This is a genomic window from Neisseria sp. P0021.S007, from assembly GCF_051956855.1.
Map to the genome: position 1 here is coordinate 78,951 of NZ_JBQCXA010000008.1, position 22,453 is coordinate 101,403.

The 22,453-nt window shown below is 50.1% G+C and carries 15 protein-coding genes; 8 read left to right on the forward strand and 7 right to left on the reverse strand.

The annotated features are described in order from the left end of the window. Positions 1-36 precede the first annotated feature (36 nt). The gene (locus ACTHUR_RS09945) at positions 37-627 is read right to left on the reverse strand and encodes a tyrosine-protein phosphatase (RefSeq protein WP_440361280.1); all 591 of its coding nucleotides are present in this window, start codon (positions 625-627) and stop codon (positions 37-39) included. A gap of 125 nt (positions 628-752) precedes the next feature. Between ACTHUR_RS09945 and mnmC the strand changes: the two genes are divergently transcribed. After that, positions 753-2,363, forward strand: coding sequence for an FAD-dependent 5-carboxymethylaminomethyl-2-thiouridine(34) oxidoreductase MnmC (gene mnmC, locus ACTHUR_RS09950; RefSeq protein ID WP_440361279.1), 1,611 nt, complete (start codon positions 753-755; stop codon positions 2,361-2,363). 77 nt (positions 2,364-2,440) lie between these two features. Here mnmC and ACTHUR_RS09955 read toward each other — a convergent pair whose 3' ends face one another. Then, complete coding sequence (locus ACTHUR_RS09955; protein ID WP_440361278.1) at positions 2,441-4,813, reverse strand: TonB-dependent hemoglobin/transferrin/lactoferrin family receptor; 2,373 nt, start codon at positions 4,811-4,813, stop codon at positions 2,441-2,443. Between the two features lie 174 nt (positions 4,814-4,987). Next, a complete protein-coding gene (locus tag ACTHUR_RS09960; protein WP_440361277.1) occupies positions 4,988-5,611 on the reverse strand; it encodes a biliverdin-producing heme oxygenase in 624 nt (207 codons plus the stop codon). Positions 5,612-6,015: 404 nt separating this feature from the next. Between ACTHUR_RS09960 and ACTHUR_RS09965 the strand changes: the two genes are divergently transcribed. From ACTHUR_RS09965 to ACTHUR_RS09975, 3 genes are read left to right on the forward strand one after another with little or no spacing between them, the layout of a single operon-like run. After that, a complete protein-coding gene (locus ACTHUR_RS09965) occupies positions 6,016-7,326 on the forward strand; it encodes a paraquat-inducible protein A (protein WP_079453695.1) in 1,311 nt (436 codons plus the stop codon). Continuing rightward, positions 7,323-8,984, forward strand: coding sequence for an intermembrane transport protein PqiB (gene pqiB, locus ACTHUR_RS09970; RefSeq protein WP_049336255.1), 1,662 nt, complete (start codon positions 7,323-7,325; stop codon positions 8,982-8,984). Before ACTHUR_RS09965 ends, pqiB begins: the two co-directional genes overlap by 4 nt. Further along, on the forward strand, positions 8,984-9,502 hold the full coding sequence (locus ACTHUR_RS09975) for a PqiC family protein (RefSeq protein ID WP_070695307.1): 519 nt from the start codon (positions 8,984-8,986) through the stop codon (positions 9,500-9,502). Before pqiB ends, ACTHUR_RS09975 begins: the two co-directional genes overlap by 1 nt. Before the next feature lie 54 nt (positions 9,503-9,556). Here ACTHUR_RS09975 and ACTHUR_RS09980 read toward each other — a convergent pair whose 3' ends face one another. Next, positions 9,557-10,267 carry a GrxB family glutaredoxin gene (locus tag ACTHUR_RS09980; RefSeq protein WP_070695306.1) on the reverse strand — a complete coding sequence of 237 codons (711 nt, stop codon included), beginning with the start codon at positions 10,265-10,267 and terminating at the stop codon, positions 9,557-9,559. Between the two features lie 88 nt (positions 10,268-10,355). On the opposite strand from ACTHUR_RS09980, the gene ACTHUR_RS09985 reads away from it, so the two are divergent. The 4 genes from ACTHUR_RS09985 to putA all read left to right on the forward strand — a co-directional run bounded on the left by ACTHUR_RS09985 (position 10,356) and on the right by putA (position 19,370). After that, a complete protein-coding gene (locus tag ACTHUR_RS09985; protein WP_070695305.1) occupies positions 10,356-12,569 on the forward strand; it encodes a RelA/SpoT family protein in 2,214 nt (737 codons plus the stop codon). A gap of 198 nt (positions 12,570-12,767) precedes the next feature. Continuing rightward, the gene (locus tag ACTHUR_RS09990) at positions 12,768-13,562 is read left to right on the forward strand and encodes a formate/nitrite transporter family protein (protein WP_004520655.1); all 795 of its coding nucleotides are present in this window, start codon (positions 12,768-12,770) and stop codon (positions 13,560-13,562) included. A gap of 452 nt (positions 13,563-14,014) precedes the next feature. Then, positions 14,015-15,541 carry a sodium/proline symporter PutP gene (gene putP, locus ACTHUR_RS09995; RefSeq protein ID WP_049336262.1) on the forward strand — a complete coding sequence of 509 codons (1,527 nt, stop codon included), beginning with the start codon at positions 14,015-14,017 and terminating at the stop codon, positions 15,539-15,541. Between the two features lie 223 nt (positions 15,542-15,764). After that, positions 15,765-19,370, forward strand: coding sequence for a bifunctional proline dehydrogenase/L-glutamate gamma-semialdehyde dehydrogenase PutA (gene putA, locus ACTHUR_RS10000; RefSeq protein ID WP_049344640.1), 3,606 nt, complete (start codon positions 15,765-15,767; stop codon positions 19,368-19,370). A 57-nt stretch (positions 19,371-19,427) separates the two neighbouring features. Here putA and nth read toward each other — a convergent pair whose 3' ends face one another. From nth to ACTHUR_RS10015, 3 genes are all read right to left on the reverse strand, one after another. Next, the gene (gene nth, locus ACTHUR_RS10005; RefSeq protein WP_049323145.1) at positions 19,428-20,057 is read right to left on the reverse strand and encodes an endonuclease III; all 630 of its coding nucleotides are present in this window, start codon (positions 20,055-20,057) and stop codon (positions 19,428-19,430) included. A gap of 136 nt (positions 20,058-20,193) precedes the next feature. Beyond that, positions 20,194-21,573 carry a Na+/H+ antiporter NhaC gene (nhaC, locus tag ACTHUR_RS10010; protein ID WP_039862424.1) on the reverse strand — a complete coding sequence of 460 codons (1,380 nt, stop codon included), beginning with the start codon at positions 21,571-21,573 and terminating at the stop codon, positions 20,194-20,196. A gap of 180 nt (positions 21,574-21,753) precedes the next feature. Next, positions 21,754-22,377, reverse strand: coding sequence for an alpha/beta fold hydrolase (locus ACTHUR_RS10015; protein WP_004520649.1), 624 nt, complete (start codon positions 22,375-22,377; stop codon positions 21,754-21,756). Positions 22,378-22,453: the final 76 nt, after the last annotated feature.

A 22,453-nucleotide genomic window follows, 5' to 3' on the forward strand; every position in this document is an offset into this window, starting at 1 on the left:
TCTTTCAGACGGCCTTTTATCATTTAAATCTTGATGTTAACCACGTTTTCGCAAGGCTTCCAAATGCATTTTAACCTGCTTGACTTTCTCTTCGGTAAACAGGTTGGCAATGTTTTTCCAAATGCTGTGATAACCGTAAGGCCCATGTTGCATTTCGACTTTTGCCTCCTCCACCGACCAGCCTTGATAGATGATGCGGTACATTCCGGCAATCAAACCGGTACGGTCTGCGCCATGATAACAATGAATGAGCACTGCGCCGTTTTGCTGTTGTTTTTCAATCAGGTATAGGATTTCCGCAATCTCTTTCGGCTTAATGCTCCATGACAGCAACGGACGGTTTAGCAAGGTCAAACCATGCTCTTTCAAATGGTCGTCATCGTTGCGGTCGAAAAAGCGCAAGTTGATCACGCTTTGAATGCCCAGCTTGACGATGGCTTCGCCATCTTCGGCAACAGGCTGCTCGCTGCGGTAAAGCTTGTCGTCGATACGATAAAGGTTGGCATCGTGTTTGACGGGCGTTGCCCAACGTGCGGACTGAACGGCTTTGTTGCCGTTATCCGGCGGCGCGGACGAGCAAGCGATGGGCAAGCCGGAAGCGAGAAGGCACAATAAAAGACGGCGCATAAAATTCCTGTATGAAAATCAATTGGAAATCAAAATATCATGCGATTCTATCAAAACCCGTTCGGATATTCTATCCGCGCAAACCGCGTTACAATAAAGCCTCTTTTTTCAGACGGCCTTTCATCATGACCTGCCTTGCTTGGAACACCACGCCTTCCCTTGCTACCCTTTGCCGCGCGATCGAACAACATACCGCGCCGCTTTATTTGATTGTCTGCCTGCCTGAAAACCATATTCCCGATTTTCCGCTGTCAAATCTTCCCTCCGAGCTTGAAGGCCGTCTGAACAATCGTCTCGCTCAAGCCATGAAATGCCTTCAGTTCAACAGCGTCAATGTTTTAGAAAACCTCTTGCCTGATGTGCATCTCTGGCTGGTTCCGCCACACCGCGCCGACCGCTTACACGAACATTTCCATCATATAGAATGGCAAACCGAAGCCATATCCCAATCCGCCCCTATTCCTCTAAAACCTTGGTTCAGACGGCCCGAACATCAAGCCGTGCCCGAACACGTCCTGATTATCGGCGCAGGCATTGCCGGCGCAGCAACCGCGCACAAACTGGCGGAGCACGGCGTACGCGTTACGGTTTTGGAGGCAGGCAAAGCGGCGCAGGCAGGCAGCGGCAACCGCCAAGGCTTACTCTATGCCAAAATCTCGCCACACGATACCGAACAAACCGAGCTGCTGCTGACAGGCTACGGCTACACGCGCCGATTGTTGGAAGACTTGCTGCCCGACTCCGACGTATGGGGCGGCGACGGCGTATTGCATTTGAATTTTGACGACAGCGAACGCAAACGCAATCAAGCCTTGGTTTTGCAACACCAGCATAAACACCTTTACCACAGCGTATCTGCCGAAGAAGCTGCGTCCATCGCAGGCATAAACGTATTTTCAGACGGCCTTTACTGGCCGCAAGGCGTATGGCTGAATCCGCCCGCCGTCGTTCATACCTTATTGAATCATCCGCTGATTGAGTTGCACGAACACTCGCCGCTGACCGCCGTATCGTATGACGGCTCACAATGGACAGCACACACACCAGACGCGTATTTCAATGCCAGCCATATCGTTTACTGTATGGGCGCGCATAGCCCGACTGCCGCCGACACCAACGTCTCCGCCCTGCCTTTCCGCCAAATCCGCGGTCAAACCGGTGTTGTGTCCGCCAGCCCGTTTTCACAAAAACTGCGTTGCGCCATTTCCGGCGAAAGCTACATCAGCCCAAGCTGGCAAGGCCGTCACTGCTACGGCGCAACATTTATCCTCAACAGCAACGATGAAACTTGGTATCCGCACGAAGAAACCGAAAACCGCGCCGCCCTGCACCAGCTCAATCCGCCATTGGCACAATCCCTGTTTGAGCAAGATTCGTTTTCAGACGGCCTTCAAAACACACAAGGCCATGCCGCCCTACGTTGCGACAGCCTCGACCACTTGCCCGTTGTCGGCGCGCTCGGCGACATCACCGCCATGCAGTCCGCCTACGCCAAGCTGGCATTGGACAAAAACTACCGCCTCGACAAAATCCCCTGCCCTTACCTGACCAATGCCTACATCAATACGGCACACGGCACGCGCGGACTGGCGACAGCCCCCATCTGCGCCGCCGCCATTGCAGCCGAAATACTCGGCTTGCCGCATCCGCTATCGCAAAGGCTGAGAACCGCGTTACACCCCAACCGCGCCATCATCCGCGCGATTGTTCGGCAGCAGCCGTTGTTATCCGTTTAAAAATTTCGTTTTAAATAAAAAAGGCCGTCTGAAAGTCATTAAAACTTTCAGACGGCCTTTAGCTATCCGTTAACTGCTTAGAATTTCCATTCCAGAGATACGGCGTAATTGCGGCCTGGGGCGCGATAGCGGTCTAAGCCTTTGCCATCGCGGTCAACGCCGTTGGTGGTGCTATAGCTGTACAGGCCGCGCAGGGAGTCCCAAGTGGTGTATTTGCGGTTGAACATATTGTATACGCCGGCACGCAAAGTCAGGTTTTTAGCCGGTTTGTAGAAGCCGTACATATCAAACACATAAGCCGATTTGTTCAGCCATGGATAATCTACTACTTTTTCTTGCAAAGGCGTACCCCAACCGTTGTTTTCAAACACGGTGTACTGCGCATCTTTAGCTTTTTTCGCACCCAAATAAGTCAGGCGGGAGAATACACCCCATTTTTCGCTCGGGCTCTCGTAATCGACACCGGCAATCACTTTCAGAGGCTGAGTGGACAACAGGCTGTTGTTGCCTGACAGTTTGCTCTTCGCGTAACCGACAGAACCAAACAGTTTCCAGCCTTCAGGTACGAAAGAAACCACTTGTCCCAAATTCAGTCGGCCTGTCAGCTCAAGACCACGGATTCGGGCCTTGTCAATGTTTTGCATCTGCCAATCCAGTTTTTCGGAATAAGGATTGCTACAAATACCATAGTAGTAATTCATCTGAGTACAGCCGACATCGCCGCTGGTGGTCAGCGTCCGCTCTTCAGACAAGAAGTTGCGGTAATTGCTTTGATACAGGTTGGCATCCAAAGTACCTTTTTCGCTGCGGCCTTGCAGAGAAAGGGTATGGGTGGTGCTGCGCTCGGCTTTCAGGTTCGGATTAGGCAACCAGTTACCTGAGCCGTGGTTGTAAGTGAAATACACTTCAGACGCATTCGGCACGCGGAAACCGGAAGTTACATCGTAACCCAAACGCCATGTCTGACTCAGCTGTGCAGCCAAGCCGACAAAACCGCTCCAGCCTTTATAAGTGTTGGCTGCAGGTGGTGTTTTGTCACAAGCATGACACTCGGCATTCAGTTGCTGCGGCGTCATTTTGGTGTAGTCGTAACGGATACCTGCGCGGCTGCTGAACACGTCGTTCCATTGGATTTGGTCAGACAGCGAGAAACCGTAGTTGTTGGTTTTCACTGGATGCTGAATCGTGCTGGACGTGCGTAAAATACGGCCGCTGAAGTAGTAGTCGTCGCGGTTTAAGTTTTCAAACTCACGCTGGCTGGCGAAAGTTTTAAACGACAAGCGATGTTGGCCGCCCATTTGCAACGGTTGGCTATCCATACGCAATGTAATGCGTTTGAAGGTTGTATCCATGCTGCGGTTGTAGATTTCGTCCAAATCCTTCTGATTATAGTTGCGCGTCCAGGTAGAATAATCCATCGGGAACGAGCCTTTGTTGTTAACCGCCGCTACTTTGGTTTTCTGATAATCGAAGTCCGCTTTCAACAACGACAACCAATTCGAATCGGGCGTCCACTCGTAAAACAGGTTAGCATTGCGCCGTCTGTTTACGTCATCGGCTTCGCGCCAAGAAGAAGCGGTCAGGTTATAAGACTCTTCGATCGTGTAATTGTGGCCCTGCTGACCGTTGAGAGATGCGCCGATACGATGGTTGTCGTTGATTTGGTAAGCAATCTTACCCAAGAAGCTGTGGTATTTATGTTTGGACGGGTCAGGAATACCGCGCGCAGAACCACGGATATTCGCTCCGCTGCCGGCGCCCTCTACCGGATAACCACGCTCGCCCGCGCTTTCAGTCTCATGGCCGCGACGTTGCGAATACAGCAAAGCGGCATCCACGCGGTCGTTGTTCAAACCGAACCCAAGTGTATTTGTCCATTCGCGGTTGCGGCTGCTGTAACCGTTTTTCATCATCACGCCGAACTGACGCTCAGGCAACAGCAAATCATGACCTTGCAAGGTTTGGTAATTCACACCGCCACCCAATGCACCGCTACCGGTATTGAAAGAGTCTGCGCCCTTCACGATTTCGATGTTGCGCACGAGTTCGGGGTCGATAGACAGACGCGAGCTGTTGAAGTTGCCATAACGGGCATACAGCGAGTTTTCTTCAGAATCAGGCAGGTTTACGCCGTCAATGCTGACGCCGACACGGTTGCCTTCCACGCCGCGTACGGCAAAGCCTTTTTGATGGCGACCACTGTCGCTCAAGCCAACGTCGGTGGAATAACGTACCAAGTCTTTGTTGTCACGTACCATTTCTTGTTGGATACGGCCAAGGTTGACACGTTCCACGGCTGCAGGCGCATTGCGCTGACCTTTAACGCGGACTTCTTTTATCTCTGCTTTAACGGGTGTGGTTTCAGTTGCAGCTTCATCTGCTGCTAATACTGGATTGCCAAAAATACTGCCGACCAGTGCGGCAATAGGAAGCATTTGTAATGGTTTCATATTATCAACTCAAGATGTAATGGATTGTTCATCCATCAGTTAATGCATAAAAAATTTCTGATAATCATTAATGATTAATAAGACAGCAACCCGTTCAAACAAAACTTTGTTGTGTAATTAAAGGCCCCTGCAAACATCTACGCCGAGACCTTGTCTGTTTGATTTAATTATTTTTTAGAGTCTGTGCGGCGTCATACCTTCAGGCGCTTCCGCACCTTTCGGCAGACCGAAGGTTTCGCGCAGAATCACTTTATAGAATTCAAAAGCTTCGCGCGCGCCTTGAATGGCTTCTGCTTCAGCTTCCGGAGTTAAGTTCAGGGCATTCAGGTGCTCGACGAAGGCGCGCCAGTGTTTGCCGCGGCCGTTGGGATGCGGGGCCAGGTGGCGTGCGCCGTGTTCGCCGTTGTATTCGAGTTTTTGAGCGTGTTTGAACAAGAAAGCAGCACCCAAATTTGAACCTTCGGCGCAATAGAGCCAGCCGATGGCTTTATTGCCTGTTTCATGCGGCAATTCTTTGTCGAATTTGTAAGGCTCTTCACCCAAGTCTTTTAGGTCTTGGGTTACGGCATCGTAACGCGCCATGTATTCGAGTTCGGGAATGGCTTTGTTTAATTCGGCATCTTTATAGATGTGATCGACAGCTTTGTGGAAGACTGATTGGAGTTTCAAAAATTTGATGTAGTTTTCTTTGCTGACGAAAGGCTGAACAAACATAACCAAGTTATCAACGCTGTCGTGTGTAACTGTGGTTTGCTCTTTCAAGCGTTTGGCGAAAGTCAGCTCTTGTGTTTCACTCATGATGTTTCCTTTGAATTAAGAGACTAATGGTTTCAGACGGCCTTTATAGTTAAAAATACCGTCTAATTTGAAAAGAATCGTTTTAAAAACAAAGAAGATAATTTTTAACCTGCTTCAGATTCGTTGACCGCGTACCTTCCACAGATCTACAAGACTCATCGTGTTTTTAAATATTGAGAATATATATTATTTTTAATATAATAACAATAAACCAAACTAAGACCTATTAATAAAATTTAACAGCCCATAGCAATAACCTTCTAAACCCTTTTCAAACTTTTCAGACGGCCCAAACCTTATTAAGCAGCCGCCATTCAATCAAATATCGACCTAAATTTGGGCTATCCTTCTGTTTTCCTTTATAATGCGACATTCTTTGCACCTTCTTTATCCCCTGCCGAACCATGAAACGGATTCCTGCCTACCATCGCTGGTGGCGCTACAAGTCTTATCTTCCTGATGCGACGCTGCCTGCACATACGGTGGAATGCCCGGATTGCGGCTGCCGTATGGATATTCCGCGCCTGCGTCAGGGACAGGAAGCGCATTGTCCGGTGTGCAACCATGAAATTGTGGAGGTGGAAAACAATCCGTATATCGCGCCGATTGCCTATGCGCTGACAACCTTGATTCTGATGGCGTTCGCGTACAATATGGTGTATATCCGCGTGGATTTGTTCGGCGTAACATCGATTTTGTCGTTGCCGCAAATGATGCGGCTTTTGATTTCGCTGGATTACGGTTTTCTGGCGGAAGTGATGTTTATCCTCACCTTCGGCGCGCCCTTACTGTTTCTGCTGCTCTGCCTTTATGTTTATACGGCTTTGATACGCGAAAAGGCCTACCCTGCGCTGCGCTTTGCAACGCGTGTATTGGTTCGGCTGCGTCATTGGATTATGGTGGATGTGTTTTTCATTTCCACTTTGGTGGCATATATCAAGCTCTCGTCCGTTGCTACAGTGGAATTCGGCTCAGCGTTTTATCTGATGTTTCCGCTGTCGGTCATGCTGATTCGGACTTCGGTATCGATTCCGCAGCATTGGGTTTATTATAAGATTCACCGTTTAACCGGCGGCCATGCGGTTCAGACGGCCACTGAAGACAAAATCTGTTGCAGCCGCTGCCTGTATTTCCGCAATAAAGACGAGCAGCCTTGCGGCGTATGCGGCGCAGACTTATACCGCCGCCGCCCGAAAAGCCTGAGCATTTCGCTGGCGTTTTTAATGGCGGCGTTTATCCTGTATTTCCCTGCCAACATCCTGCCGATTATGATTTCGTCCAATCCGACGGCTTTGGAGATCAACACGATTTTCAACGGCATTGTTTATATGTGGGACGATGGCGATCGGTTGATTGCCGTGATTATCTTTAGTGCCAGTATTATGGTGCCGGTTTTGAAGATTATTGCGATGGCGGTTTTGATTTATTCCGCATACTTCAAACCCGTGATGAGCGCGGAAAAGATGTCGGTTTTGTATCGGATCACCGAATCCATCGGCCGCTGGTCGATGATTGATATTTTTGTGATTATTATTTTGATGAGTTCGTTCCACACCAATATGGCGCGCGTCGTGCCGGGTGGTGCGGCGATTTACTTCTGCCTGGTTGTTATTTTGACCATGCTTTCGGCCTATTATTTCGATCCCCGTCTGATTTGGGACAAGCAACAGCAGCTTTCAGACGGCCTTGATTCTGACCAGACCTTAACACAATGAAAAAACACGATTCTTCACCCAATTATCATGCCCCAGCGCGTGTCAAGAAAACCAATGTCTTCACGTCTATCGTGTGGCTGATTCCGCTGATTGCGCTAATTGCCGGCGGCTGGCTTTTGGTTAAAGACATCCGCAACCGCGGCCCTGTCGTTACACTGTTGATGGACAGCGCCGAAGGCATCGAAGTCAACAACACCGTTATTAAGGTGTTGAACGTCGATGTCGGACGCGTTACCCGCATCAAATTGCGCGACGACCAAAAAGGCGTGGAAGTTACTGCCCAGCTCAGCGCCGACGCCAAAGACCTTATCCGCAGTGATACCCAATTTTGGGTGGTCAAACCGCGTATCGACCAAAGTGGCGTTACCGGCTTGGGAACCTTGCTTTCCGGCTCATATATTGCATTTACACCGGGCAAAAGCCAAGAAACCAAAGATGTATTTGTCGTCCAAGACATTCCGCCGATTGCCGCCATCGGTCAAAGCGGCCTGCGCCTGAATTTGATCGGCAAAAACGACCGCATCCTCAACGTCAGCAGCCCTGTTTTGTATGAAAACTTTATGGTCGGTCAAGTAGAAAGCGCGCATTTCGACCCGTCCGACCAAAGCGTGCATTACACCATTTTCATTCAAAGCCCCAACGACAAACTGATTAATTCCGCCAGCCGTTTTTGGCTGGAAAGCGGCATTAATATCGAAACCACAGGCAGTGGTGTCAAACTCAATTCCGCCCCTCTGCCTGCCCTGCTGTCCGGTGCGATTTCGTTTGATTCGCCCAAAACAAGCGACAGCAAAAACGTCAAAAGCGAAGACAGCTTCACGCTTTATGACAGCCGCAGCGAAGTCGCCAACCTGCCTGACGACCGCTCGCTGTACTACACCGCATTCTTCAAACAATCCGTACGCGGCCTGTCTGCCGGTTCGCCTGTCGAATACAAAGGCCTGAATGTCGGCGTGGTTTCCGATGTCCCTTATTTCGACCGCAACGACAGCCTGCATTTGTTTGAAAACGGTTGGATTCCCGTACGCATCCGCATCGAGCCTTCCCGTTTGGAAATCAATGCCGACGAGCAAAGCAAAGAACATTGGAAACAACAATTTCAGACGGCCTTAAACAAAGGCCTGACCGCCACCATCTCCAGCAACAACCTGCTGACCGGCAGCAAAATGATTGAGTTGAACGATCAACCTTCCGCCTCGCCTAAGCTGCGACCGCATACCGTTTATGCAGGCGATACCGTTATCGCGACCCAAGGCGGCGGTTTGGACGATTTGCAGGCAAAAGTGGCCGATTTGTTAGACAAGTTCAACAATCTGCCATTGGATAAAACCGTTGCCGGCTTGAACGGTTCGCTTGCCGAGCTCAAATCCACACTCAAATCTGCCAATGCTGCTTTAAGCTCTATCGACAAACTGGTCGGCAAACCGCAGACACAAAACATTCCGAACGAGTTGAACCAAACCCTGAAAGAGTTGCGTCAAACCCTGCAAGGCGTATCGCCTCAATCGCCTATCTACGGCGACGTACAAAATACGCTGCAAAGTTTGGACAAAACCTTAAAAGACGTTCAACCCGTGATTAATACTTTGAAAGAAAAACCCAACGCGCTGATTTTCAACAGCAGCAGCAAAGACCCTATCCCGAAAGGAAGCCGATAATGCGCCTCTTCCCGATTGCCGCCGCCCTGACGCTTGCCGCCTGCGGCACTGCTCAAAGCACACAATATTTCGTCCTGCCCGACAGCCAGTACATCCGTCCGGCTGCGTATGGCAACGAAATCGCGGTCAAAGTCAACCTTGCCGAACCGCTTGCCAACGGCGGCCTCGTTTACCAAACCGATGCCTATCATGTGAATCTGGCGAAAAACCACCTTTGGGCGGCACCACTCGATGGCGCGTTGGCGGCCAACCTCAGCAACAAGCTCAACCGCCTCAATCCGCGCCATACTTTCGTCCCTGCTTCACGCAGCCAAAGCAGCCAAACCCTAAAAGTCTATATCGAAGCCTTCCAAGGCAGCTATCAGGGGCAGACCACCATCAGCGGTTATGCACAATGGCCGGACGGACGCAGCAAACCGTTTAACGCCGTCACGCCGCAGCAAGGCGACGGCTATACCGCCATGCTCGAATCGTTGGAAAACGGTTTGTCACAGGTTGCCGATACGATTGCTTATTAAACGAAAGGCCGTCTGAACATTTTCAGACGGCCTTTTTTATGTCTCAAACATTCATTACAACGCGCGGTCAAAATACAGAGCCACGCCGGATCGCTCGCTCATCGCCAGCAAATAATCCATCAATTTTTGCGGCCATTGAATACCGCGCACAACGGTCAGGTTGCGCAAAATAGGGAAAGTCAGGATATCTTCCAAACTGATTTCACCGCCCAAGCCCTCGCCTTCGCACACCAGCGCTTCCAGTTCTGCCAAGTCTTGATGCAGACGCTCCAGATATTGCGCCGTTTTGTTCAGATTAGTCTCGAAATTGCCGATACTTTTCTCTTTTTTGTCGATAAAGTATTTTTTCGCTTCATCAGTCTCAAATTCGGGCAGGCCGATTTTGACCATGCGCGGCTGTACCAATTTGTTATTGTATTCACCCACTTTGTCCAACCAAGCCTGTACTTCTGGACGAACTTCTTCTTTCAGACGGCCTTGATCGATGTAACGGACAATATCCAAACTCTCGCCCATAAACGAACCGTCTTCTTTTTGCAAAATCGGCACTTGTTTTGAACCAATCATGCCAATCGGCGTAGCTTCATCATCGTTTGCTAAGACGACCTCTTCCACCGCCACATCGCGCAAGCCGAAAATCATCCTTGCACGAACGCAAAACGGGCAATGGTCGTAAATATACAGTTTCATCAAAATACTCCTTAAAATTTCAAAACGGTTAACCATAACACCCAAGGCCGTCTGAAACAAGGCTTCCTGAAACATAGTGCCACCTTCGCATACAAATCTAGGGCTGCCGGCAATAAACTGTTACAATGGCAACGTTTTTATCAAAAAGAAAAAAACGCACGCCATGACCACTATTCGCCAAACGCCCCAAACATCGAGCGTAACGCTGGAAGGCCTCCTCGCATGGTTCGACAGCTATGTTGCCGCGCTGCCTGATCCCGATAAAAACCTGATTCAGACGGCCTTTGACCTGGCTAAAGAACATTATCCCGCCGATGCCCTAACGACTTACGGCGAGCCTTTAATGGAACATTTCCTCGGCTCGATGCAAATCGTCAGCGAACTCGACTTATTGCCCGATGCCGTGGCGGCTACGATTTTGTCCGACATCGGCAAATACGTTCCCACTTGGCAAGAATTGGTTGCCGAACGCTGCAACAGCACCGTTTGCGAGCTGGTCAAAGGCGTAGACGAAGTACAAAAACTGACCCAATTCGCCCGCGTGGATAGCCTTGCCACGCCGGAAGAACGCAGCCAACAAGCCGAAACCATGCGCAAAATGCTGTTGGCGATGGTTACCGACATCCGCGTCGTCCTGATCAAACTGGCGATGCGCACGCGCACCCTGCAATTCTTAAGCAACGTTCCCGACAATCCTGAAAAACGCGCCGTTGCCAAAGAAACCCTCGACATTTTTGCCCCGCTCGCCAACCGCTTGGGCGTGTGGCAACTCAAATGGCAGCTCGAAGACTTGGGCTTCCGTCATCAAGAGCCGGAAAAATACCGCGAAATCGCCCTACTTTTGGACGAAAAACGCACCGAGCGCCTCGAATACATCGAAAACTTCCTCAATATCCTGCGTACGGAACTGAAAAAATACAATATTCATTTTGAAGTTGCCGGAAGACCGAAGCACATCTACTCCATTTACAAAAAAATGGTGAAGAAAAAGCTCACTTTCGACGGCCTGTTCGACATCCGTGCCGTACGGATTTTGGTGGACACCATTCCCGAGTGTTACACCACCTTGGGCATTGTCCACAGCCTCTGGCAGCCGATTCCGGGCGAGTTCGACGACTATATCGCCAACCCAAAAGGCAACGGCTATAAAAGTTTGCACACTGTCATCGTCGGCCCGGAAGACAAAGGTGTGGAAGTCCAAATCCGCACCTTCGACATGCACCAATTCAACGAATTCGGTGTTGCCGCCCACTGGCGTTATAAAGAAGGTGGCAAGGGTGATTCCGCCTATGAACAGAAAATCGCTTGGTTGCGCCAACTCTTGGACTGGCGCGAAAACATGGCCGAAAGCGGCAAAGAAGACCTTGCCGCCGCTTTCAAAACCGAGCTGTTCAACGACACGATTTATGTTTTGACTCCGCACGGCAAAGTCCTCTCCCTGCCTACGGGCGCCACCCCCATCGACTTTGCCTATGCCCTGCACAGCAGCGTAGGCGACCGTTGCCGCGGCGCAAAAGTCGAAGGACAAATCGTGCCGCTGTCAACGCCGTTGGAAAACGGACAACGCGTTGAAATCATTACCGCCAAAGAGGGAAATCCTTCCGTCAACTGGCTCTACGAAGGCTGGGTCAAATCCAACCGCGCCATCAGCAAAATCCGTGCCTATATCCGCCAGCAAAATGCAGATACCGTGCGCGAAGAAGGCCGCGCCCAATTGGACAAACAGTTGTCAAAAATCTTCCCAAAACCCAATCTGCAAGCATTGGCGGAAAAACTCGGCTTCAAAAAAACCGACGAACTCTATACGGCCATCGGTCAGGGCGAAGTTTCCAACCGCGCCATCCACAAAGCCTGCGGCGCGCTGAATGAACCGCCTCCCGTGCCGATTGATGAAACCAATATCGTCAAGCAGTCCAAAATCAAAAAAGGCGGCAAAAATGGCATTTTGATTGACGGCGAAGACGGCCTGATGACCACGCTTGCCAAATGCTGCAAACCAGCACCTCCTGACGACATTATCGGTTTCGTTACACGCGACCGCGGTATTTCCGTCCATCGCTGCACCTGCCCTTCTTTCCGCCACCTCGCCGAGCAGGCTCCGGAAAAAGTGTTGAATGCAAGCTGGGCAGCCTTGCAAGAAGGACAAGTATTTGCCGTCGATGTCGAAATCCGCGCTCAAGACCGCTCCGGTTTGCTGCGCGACGTTTCGGATGCGCTGGCGCGTCATAAACTCAACGTTACCGCGGTGCAAACCCAATCGCGCGATTTGGAAGCCAGTATGCGCTTTACCCTTGAAGTCCGCCAAGTCAACGACCTGCCGCGCGTATTAGCCAGCTTGGGCGACATCAAAGGCGTTTTAAGCGTAACGCGCTTATAATTCCCATTCCCCCATCTAAAGGCCGTCTGAAAGTATTGCTTTCAGACGGCCTTTCACACATCGGCTGCCAATATATAACCTACGCTTCTATCCTTACAATCAGCCGTTATTTCCTGTTTGCCATATTCTCAGGCAAACTCGCCATCCGCATGATAAAGAAAGATATTTTTATTCTTATATTAACCTTAAGGAAACTTCATGGACACACGAGACCTGTTCCCTCATGAAATTTTGCAGGACGCCATCGGCAAAAGTTGCGCCAAATCTGAATTCAGCATCAAGATGTTGGTGATTTTGAGTTTCTTGGGCGGCGGTTATGTCGGCTTCGGTTATCTTGCCTGCCTGCGCGTCATCAGCGGCATTCCTGCCGAATGGAACGGTCTGGCCGCCCTGTTGGGCGCATCCGTGTTCCCTATCGCACTGATTTGTATCTTAATCGGCGGCGGCGAGTTGGCAACAGGCAATATGATGATTATGGCTTTGGGCAGATTAACCGGCCGTGTCAGCACCTACAAACTGGTACGCAACTGGCTCATTGTCAGCTTGGGCAATCTGGCAGGCGCCGTTGCCATGGCCTATTTCCTCGGCCACTACGTTGGCCTTGCCGAAGGACCGGCCGCAGCGAAAACCATTGCCATTGCCGAAGCTAAAGTCAATATGGACTTCGGCCGCGCATTCGTTTCTGCCATCGCATGTAACTGGATGGTGTGTATGGGCATCTGGTTTTACTTCGGCGCACGCCATACTTCAGGACGAATCTTAGCCATGTGGTTCCCTGTTATGATCTTCGTATTAATCGGCTTTCAACACTTTGTTGCCAATATGTTCATCATTCCGGCCGGCATTTGGGCGGGCGCAAACGTCAGCTGGGGTCAATTTTTCTACAATATGATTCCCGTTTTCTTAGGCAACGTCCTGGGCGGGTCATCCTTTGTCGCAGCCTCTTATCTCTTTGCTTACAAACACTTACTAAAAGACGATTTTTCTATTTAATGTAGTCTTTTTTTCTAAAAATCCCGTATTTGCCCGACACAGATACGGGGTTTCTGCACAAGGCCGTCTGAAAGTCCAAGTCGTTTAATTACTTTTTCTCTTTAATCCCCAAAAAACATCAGGAAAGATAGTTTCACACACTTTCCTTCGTCATCATCGGTAAAAATTTATATATTTTTATGTTTTTAAATGACTTAGCCAAAAGGCGGCATCAATTTCGAATAAAGGCTGAGTTCTTCGCTTTGCAAAAGCGACTTTTTACGGTATGCTGGTTTAAATTATTTACAATTTAATGCATTAAAATTTCGTATTTTATTGTATTTGAAAATAATTTATCCTGTCTCTCTCGCAAAAAACAGGATTTTTAAGCTGTATTTTTATTAGAAAAAAGTTTGGGTATGAATTGCTTGCAATTTCAAACCCGTTTTAAAAGTTAGATGAGGAATAAGTACATGAATCCCATGTATATCACTTTCGCGATCTATTTGGTCGCCGTATTACTGATCGGCCTCGCCGCCTATTTTTCAACACGAAACTTCGACGACTACATTCTCGGCGGCCGCAGCTTAGGTCCGTTCGTGACCGCGATGTCTGCCGGTGCTTCCGATATGTCAGGTTGGCTTTTGATGGGTTTGCCAGGTGCCATTTACCTGAGCGGTTTGAATGAAGCTTGGATTGCCATTGGTCTGATTGTGGGTGCATACCTCAACTGGCTCTTGGTTGCAGGCCGTTTGCGCGTGCATACCGAATACGCCAACAACGCACTGACGCTTCCTGATTACTTCTTCCACCGCTTCGGTGCCGGCGGTCACTTGATGAAAGTGGTTTCCGCACTGATTATCTTGTTCTTCTTCACTATTTACTGTGCTTCAGGCATCGTAGCCGGTGCTACCCTGTTCCAAAGCCTGTTCCACGGTATGTCTTACACTCAAGCCATGTGGCTGGGTGCCGGCGCGACCATCGCCTACACTTTCTTGGGCGGTTTCTTGGCAGTAAGCTGGACCGATACCCTGCAAGCTTCTTTGATGATTTTTGCATTGGTACTGACTCCTGTCATGGTGTACTTGGGTTTGGGCGGTGCTGATCAAATGAACGCTGCCATCCAACAAGTTGCCGCTTCTACCGGTAAAGAATACGGCAGCCTGTTTGCCGGTACTACTTTCATCGGCATTATCTCTACCGCCGCTTGGGGCTTGGGCTATTTCGGCCAACCACACATTTTGGCCCGTTTCATGGCTGCTGAAAGCGCTAAATCTCTGGTTTCTGCACGCCGTATCGGTATGACCTGGATGGTTCTGTGTATGGCCGGTGCCGTGGCTGTCGGCTACTTCGGTATCGCTTACTTCGGCGCCAACCCTGCCCACGTTGATGAAATGAACGGCAACCACGAACGTATCTTCATCGCTTTGGCTACCCTGCTCTTCAACCCTTGGATTGCCGGTATCATCTTGAGCGCGATTCTCGCCGCCGTAATGTCTACCCTGTCTTGCCAATTGTTGGTTTGCTCCAGCGCGATTACCGAAGACTTCTATAAAGGCTTCCTGCGTAAAAAAGCACAACAAGCTGAATTGGTATGGATTGGCCGTCTGATGGTATTGGCGATTGCCGTGATTTCCATCCTGATTGCTTCTGATCCTGAAAGCAAAGTATTAGGCTTGGTAGCTTACGCATGGGCTGGCTTTGGTGCCGCATTCGGCCCGGTCGTTATCCTGTCTGTACTGTGGAAACGCATTACTGCCTACGGCGCACTCTCCGGCATGATTGCAGGTGCACTGACTGTAGTAGTTTGGGCTGAGTGGATCAAAAAACCTGCTTTGGCCGCACAAGAAACAGGTTTCGCTACTGTCTATGAAATCGTCCCCGGCTTTATCATTTGCACACTCGTGATTGTTTTGGTGTCCCTGATCGACAAAAAACCTTCACGCGAATTGCAAGAACGTTTCGAAAAAGCAGACGCAGAATACCGCGCCTCTAAATAAGACGTTTTCAGACGGCCTGCATGATTCCGTGCAGGCCGTCTTTACGACATAAACTGTTTCAAAATAATCTGAGCCTTATCAGAAAAAACAGCAATTTATGCGGATGCATCTTGTATCCGCATCATAATTTTATTACGATATTACTATCCTTCAGAATGCTTGTTTTAGCAGTCTTAATTCAGGCCGTCTGAAACCATGAAAAAACCTTTGGAGAACATAAATAATGTTTAACTTCGCTTTTCCAACACAAACTCCTCTGCGTCAAGCTGTAACTGATGCCTACCGCCGCGATGAAATCGAGGCCGTTCAGGATATGTTGCAACGTGCACAGATGACCGACGAAGAACGCAATGCCGCCTCCGAGCTTGCCCGTCGTTTGGTTACTCAAGTCCGCTCCAGCCGCACCAAAGCAAGCGGCGTAGATGCCTTGATGCACGAGTTCTCTCTCTCCAGTGAAGAAGGTGTTGCACTGATGTGTCTGGCCGAAGCCCTGCTGCGTATTCCGGATAATGCAACCCGTGACCGCCTGATTGCCGACAAAATCTCTGAAGGCAACTGGAAAAGCCACTTGAACAATAGCCCTTCCCTCTTCGTTAACGCGGCTGCATGGGGTCTGCTGATTACCGGCAAACTGACCGCGACAAACGACAAACAGATGAGTTCCGCATTAAGCCGTCTGATCAGCAAAGGTGGCGCACCTCTGATCCGTCAAGGTGTGAACTACGCCATGCGCCTGTTGGGCAAACAGTTCGTAACCGGCCAAACCATTGAAGAAGCGCTGCAAAACGGTAAAGAGCGCGAGAAAATGGGTTACCGCTTCTCTTTTGATATGTTGGGTGAAGCCGCATACACCGAAGAAGATGCCAACCGCTACTACAACGACTACGTTCAAGCCATTCACGCCATCGGTAAAGATGCCGCAGGCCAAGGCGTTTACGAAGGCAACGGTATCTCCGTTAAACTTTCCGCCATCCACCCACGCTATTCACGCGCCCAACACGAACGCGTTATGAGCGAATTGTTGCCACGCCTGAAAGAATTGTTCCTTTTGGGTAAAAAATACGATATCGGTATCAACATCGATGCCGAAGAAGCCAACCGTCTCGAATTGTCTTTGGACTTGATGGAAGCTTTGGTTTCCGATCCTGACTTGGCCGGCTACAAAGGTATCGGTTTCGTTGTTCAAGCCTACCAAAAACGTTGCCCGTTCGTTATCGACTATCTGATCGACCTGGCACGCCGCAACAACCAAAAACTGATGATCCGTTTGGTTAAAGGTGCATACTGGGACAGCGAAGTGAAATGGGCTCAAGTAGACGGCATGGAAGGCTATCCGACTTACACCCGTAAAGTCCATACCGACATCTCCTATCTCGCCTGCGCACGCAAACTCTTGGATGCGCAAGATGCCGTGTTCCCACAATTTGCCACCCACAACGCCTACACTTTGGGCGCAATCTACCAAATGGGTAAAGGCAAAGACTTTGAACACCAATGTCTGCACGGCATGGGCGAAACCCTGTACGACCAAGTGGTCGGCCCGCAAAACTTAGGCCGTCGCGTACGCGTGTATGCCCCGGTCGGCACACACGAAACCCTGCTTGCCTACTTGGTACGCCGTCTGTTGGAAAACGGGGCGAACTCTTCTTTCGTGAACCAAATCGTTGACGAAAACATCAGCATCGACCGCCTGATTAAGAGCCCGTTCGACACCATCGCCGAACAAGGCATCCACCTGCATCCGGCATTGCCTCTGCCGCGCGATTTGTATGGCAAAGGCCGTCTGAACTCCCAAGGCGTCGATTTCAGCAACGAAAACGTATTGCAAAACCTGCAAGAAAAACTCAACCAAGCTTCTTCCGAAGACTTCCACGCCGCGTCTATCGTTAATGGCGAAGCGCGTAACGTGGGCGAAGCGCAACCCGTCCGCAACCCTGCAGACCACAACGATGTTGTCGGCACTGTCAGCTTTGCCGATGCGGCATTGGCTCAAGAAGCTATTGGTGCAGCCGTTGCCGCCCTGCCTGAGTGGAGCGCCAAACCTGCTTCAGAACGCGCCAACTGCCTGCGCCGTTTTGCCGATTTGTTGGAACAACACACGCCTGCATTGATGATGCTGGCCGTCCGCGAAGCCGGTAAAACCCTGAACAACGCCGTTGCCGAAGTACGCGAAGCCGTTGACTTCTGCCGCTACTATGCCAACGAAGCTGAGAACACCCTGCCTAAAGATGCCAAAGCCGTCGGCGCAATCGTTGCCATCAGTCCATGGAACTTCCCATTGGCCATCTTTACCGGCGAAGTGGTTTCTGCATTGGCAGCCGGTAACACCGTTATTGCCAAACCTGCCGAACAAACCAGCCTGATTGCTACTTACGCCGTTTCCCTGATGCATCAAGCCGGTATTCCGACTTCTGCACTGCAACTCGTACTCGGCGCAGGCGATGTCGGCTCTGCCCTGACCGGCGATGCCCGCATCGGCGGCGTGATCTTTACCGGTTCTACCGAAGTAGCGCGCCTGATCAACAAAGCCCTGTCCAAACGCGACGACAGCCCTGTCCTGATTGCCGAGACCGGCGGTCAAAACGCGATGATCGTGGACTCTACCGCCCTGCCGGAACAAGTCTGCCTCGACGTATTGAATTCTGCCTTCGACAGCGCGGGCCAACGTTGTTCCGCCCTGCGTATCTTGTGTGTTCAAGAAGATGTTGCCGATAAAATGGTCAACATCATCAAAGGTGCAATGGACGAATTGGTTGTCGGCAAACCGACCCAACTGACCACAGACATTGGCCCTGTCATCGATGCTGAAGCCCAACAAAACCTGTTGGCCCACATCAACAAAATGAAAGGCGTAGCAAAGGCTTACCACGAAATCAAAACTGCCGCCGACGTTGATGACAACAACTCTACCTTCGTTCGTCCAATCCTGTTTGAATTGAATAACCTGAACGAGTTGCAACGCGAAGTGTTCGGTCCTGTACTGCACGTTGTCCGCTACCGCGCCAGCGAATTGGATCAACTCATTGACCAAATCAACGCCAAAGGCTATGCTCTGACCAGCGGTGTACACAGCCGTATCGAAGGCACTGTTGACCATATCCGCGACCGCATCGAAGCTGGTAACATCTACGTTAACCGCAACATCGTTGGTGCTGTTGTCGGCGTACAACCTTTCGGCGGTCACGGCTTGTCCGGTACCGGTCCAAAAGCAGGCGGTTCATTCTATCTGCAACGCCTGGTTCGTACTCCTGAATGGGTTGCCCCAACCCTCAGCCGAATCGGCCAAGCAGACGAAGACGCGCTCAAACGTTTGGAAACCCTGGTTCACAAACTGCCGTTTAACGCAGAAGAGAAAAAAGCCGCAGCCGCAGCTTTGGGTCACGCACGCGTCCGTACCCTGCGCAAAGCCGAAACCGTATTGGTCGGCCCGACCGGCGAACGCAACTCATTGAGCTGGCGCTCTCCAGAACGTGTTTGGGTACATGGCGGCAATCTGCTGCAAGCCTTCTCTGCCCTGACCGAGCTGGCAGCCGCAGGCATCCAAACCGTTGTTGAGCCAAACAGCCCACTGGCTTCCTACTCAGCCGATTTGGACGGTTTGTTGCAAGTCAACAGCAAACCCGAAAACGCAGGCATCAGCCATGTTGCCGCTATCGAGCCTTTGAGCAGCGAGCGCAAACAAGAGTTGGCCGGCCGCGACGGTGCGCTCATCCGCATCCTGCCTTCTGAACAAGGTCTGGATATCCTGCAAGTATTTGAAGAAATCTCTTGCAGTATCAATACTACCGCTGCCGGTGGTAACGCCAGCCTGATGGCAGTTGCCGACTAATCGTAGCCAAATCAAAGGCCGTCTGAAATTCAGACGGCCTTTTTTATGTTTTTTTATTTACATTTTTGCCGGATATTCGCACAAATCGTTAATCAAACATTTGCTGCATTGCGGTTTCAAAGCCTTACACGTATAGCGGCCATGCAAAATCAACCAGTGATGGGCATCCATCAAAAATTCTTTGGGAATAAAGCGCATCAGCTTGTCTTCAACTTCACGCACATCCTTGCCCGGCGCGATTTTGGTGCGGTTGGCCACACGGAAAATATGGGTATCGACCGCCATAACAGGTTGCCCGAATGCAGTATTCAACACCACATTGGCTGTTTTACGGCCAACACCGGGCAAAGATTCCAAAGCCTCTCGGTCGGCAGGTACTTCACCGTTATATTTCTCCAGCAAAATACGGCAAGTCTGCATGATGTGTTTGGACTTGGTTTTGTAGAGGCCTATGGTTTTGGTGTATTCCATCACGCCGTCCAGCCCCAAATCCAACATAGCTTGCGGCGTATTGGCAACGGGAAAGAGTTTGGCAGTCGCTTTGTTCACGCCGACATCAGTTGCTTGTGCAGACAATAAAACGGCGATAAGCAGCTCAAATGGCGAGCTGAAATTCAACTCGGTAGTCGGATGAGGATTGGCAGCGCGGAAACGCTCGAAAATTTCTTGGCGGATTTGTTTGTTCATTGTTTGGATTATTTTTTTATTGGCGCAGCAATTATAGTGAAATCATGTTGATACGGCTACTTTAAGTAAACAAGGCCGTCTGAAGTTGTTTTCAGACGGCCTTGTTTTATAAAAGCATTGCTATTTTAAATGCTGTTTACTTCTTACTCAAAGTCAGTCCTGTCCAGCCAAACACCAGCGTCAGAGCCAAGCTCAAGTAGCAGAAGAAGGCGTAAGGCAGATATTCCCAAACGGGCACACCCAAGGCATGGCTGATAAATACGCCGCAGACGCTCCAAGGCACCAACGGGTTGATGACAGTACCCGCATCTTCAAGCGTACGGGCAAGGTTGCGCGAATGCAGACCAAGCTTGTCATAAACCGGCTTAAAGGTTTCGCCGGAAAGCAGAATACTCAAATATTGCTCGCCAATCAGGAAGTTAACACCAACCGATGTCATGGCCACGCTGAAAGTAGCGCGTCCGGCATTGGTCAGGAACGCACGAATGGCCTCCAACAAAGACGGAATCACACCGATGCTAAACAACAGGCCGCCCAAGCTCATGCCGAGTATCACAATAGTTTGCGTAAAGAACATGCTTTCCAAGCCGCCGCGAGAAATCAAACGGGCAATGTCTTTAAATGCTTCGCCTTCGAGTTTGTATCCGCCGTAAAACCACGCGCCCAGCTGTTTCAAATCAGGCGTACTATGGAAGTAAGTCACAATCAGCGCCACCACAACGGTAAACAACATGGCCACAATGGCATTGACGCGCATCAGGGCGAGGACAACCAGCAAGGCAAACGGAATCAGCGAATAGGCATGCACCAAACCGGTTGCTTCCAATTGCGCGCGGAAAGCTTCGACGCTGTTCATATCATGCGCGGCAACATTAGGCAAGAGCCACAACATCAATGCTGCACTGATCAACCACGCAGGCACAGTGGTGTACATCATGTTTTTGATGTGTTCGAACAAATCAATGCCGACAATCGAAGCGGAAATACCGGTCGTATCGGAAAGCGGCGACATTTTATCGCCAAAGAACGCACCCGACACAATCGCACCTGCCGTCATCGCCATATCGGCATGAAACGCAGCCGCCATACCCATAAATGCCACGCCGACAGTTGCACAAGTCGTCAAACTACTGCCGATGGAAATACCGATGACCGAGCAAAGCGCAAACGCCGAGAAATAAAAATAAGTCGGCGAAATCAATCCGAAACCGTAATACATCAGCGTCGGAATCGCACCACTCATCATCAGCGCGCTGACCATCAGGCCGATAAAGAAAAACAGATAAATCGCGCCCATGCCCTGCCCGACCGCGCCGATCATACCGTTTTGCATGTCTTGATATTTCAAGCCACGCATCAAACCGTACAAAAGCAAGACCACGATCGCCGTCACAATCGACATATGCGGCAGCCATTCAAGCGAAATAATCGTATAACCCATTGCTGCCACCAAAGCTAAGGCCACCGCAATGGCCTCAAAGCGCGGCATATTAAGTAAGGATTTGAAAGCAAACATTGTTCTTTGCCTTTTAAATAAGTACTTAACAGATTTTAGCATAACAGGCCGTCTGAAACCCGATTCTCAGACGGCCTGCCTGTTATTTTATAAAAACAGCTCCAGTAAAACTGCGACACTTTCTTTAAAATATATTAAATTATTAACATTAAATACTTTTAAATTAGAATAAATGAAATTTTATTGCTTTTTAAAACGTCCATCATGCAAAAATGCCACCACTTGCTCGACCGTTTTACGGTTAAACAACATACCGCTATGGCTGACAGGCAAAACGACATGATCACGCATATTCGGACAATGCGTTTCGCTGACCAAAACCGTACCATCATGTTCACCATGCAAACCTAAAACACGGCCCAGCCCATACGGTTTATTGCCGGCGATACTGCCCAACTCAACGCATTCTGGCAATTCAGGCATACTGCCGTCCAAAGCGCCTTTATACGAGCCGCCCAATACCGGCTTTTGCAAACCCAAATTGAGCACACGTTGCGCAGCCCGGCTGCCTTGGTGCGGCGTACCCATAGTAACGATACGGCCGCTGACTTTATTCGGATATGCAGCCGCAAAATTGCGTAAGACCAACCCGCCCAAACTATGGCCGACAAAGTGCAGTGTTTCATCAGCATGGTTCTCATCAATCCATCGCGCCAAATCTTCAACATGTCGGTTCATCGAATGCAAAACACTGTAATAATCGAACAGCGCAACTTCAAAACCTTCTTGTTCCAGCAAATACGCCAGCGGTTTCATTACCCATGAATGCATGTGCAAGCCATGCAGCAAAATGATTTTGGCCATTTTTTCCTCCTGTCATTTAAATCATTATGCCACAAAGTAAAAAGGCCGTCTGAAATCCCATAAGGTTTCAGACGGC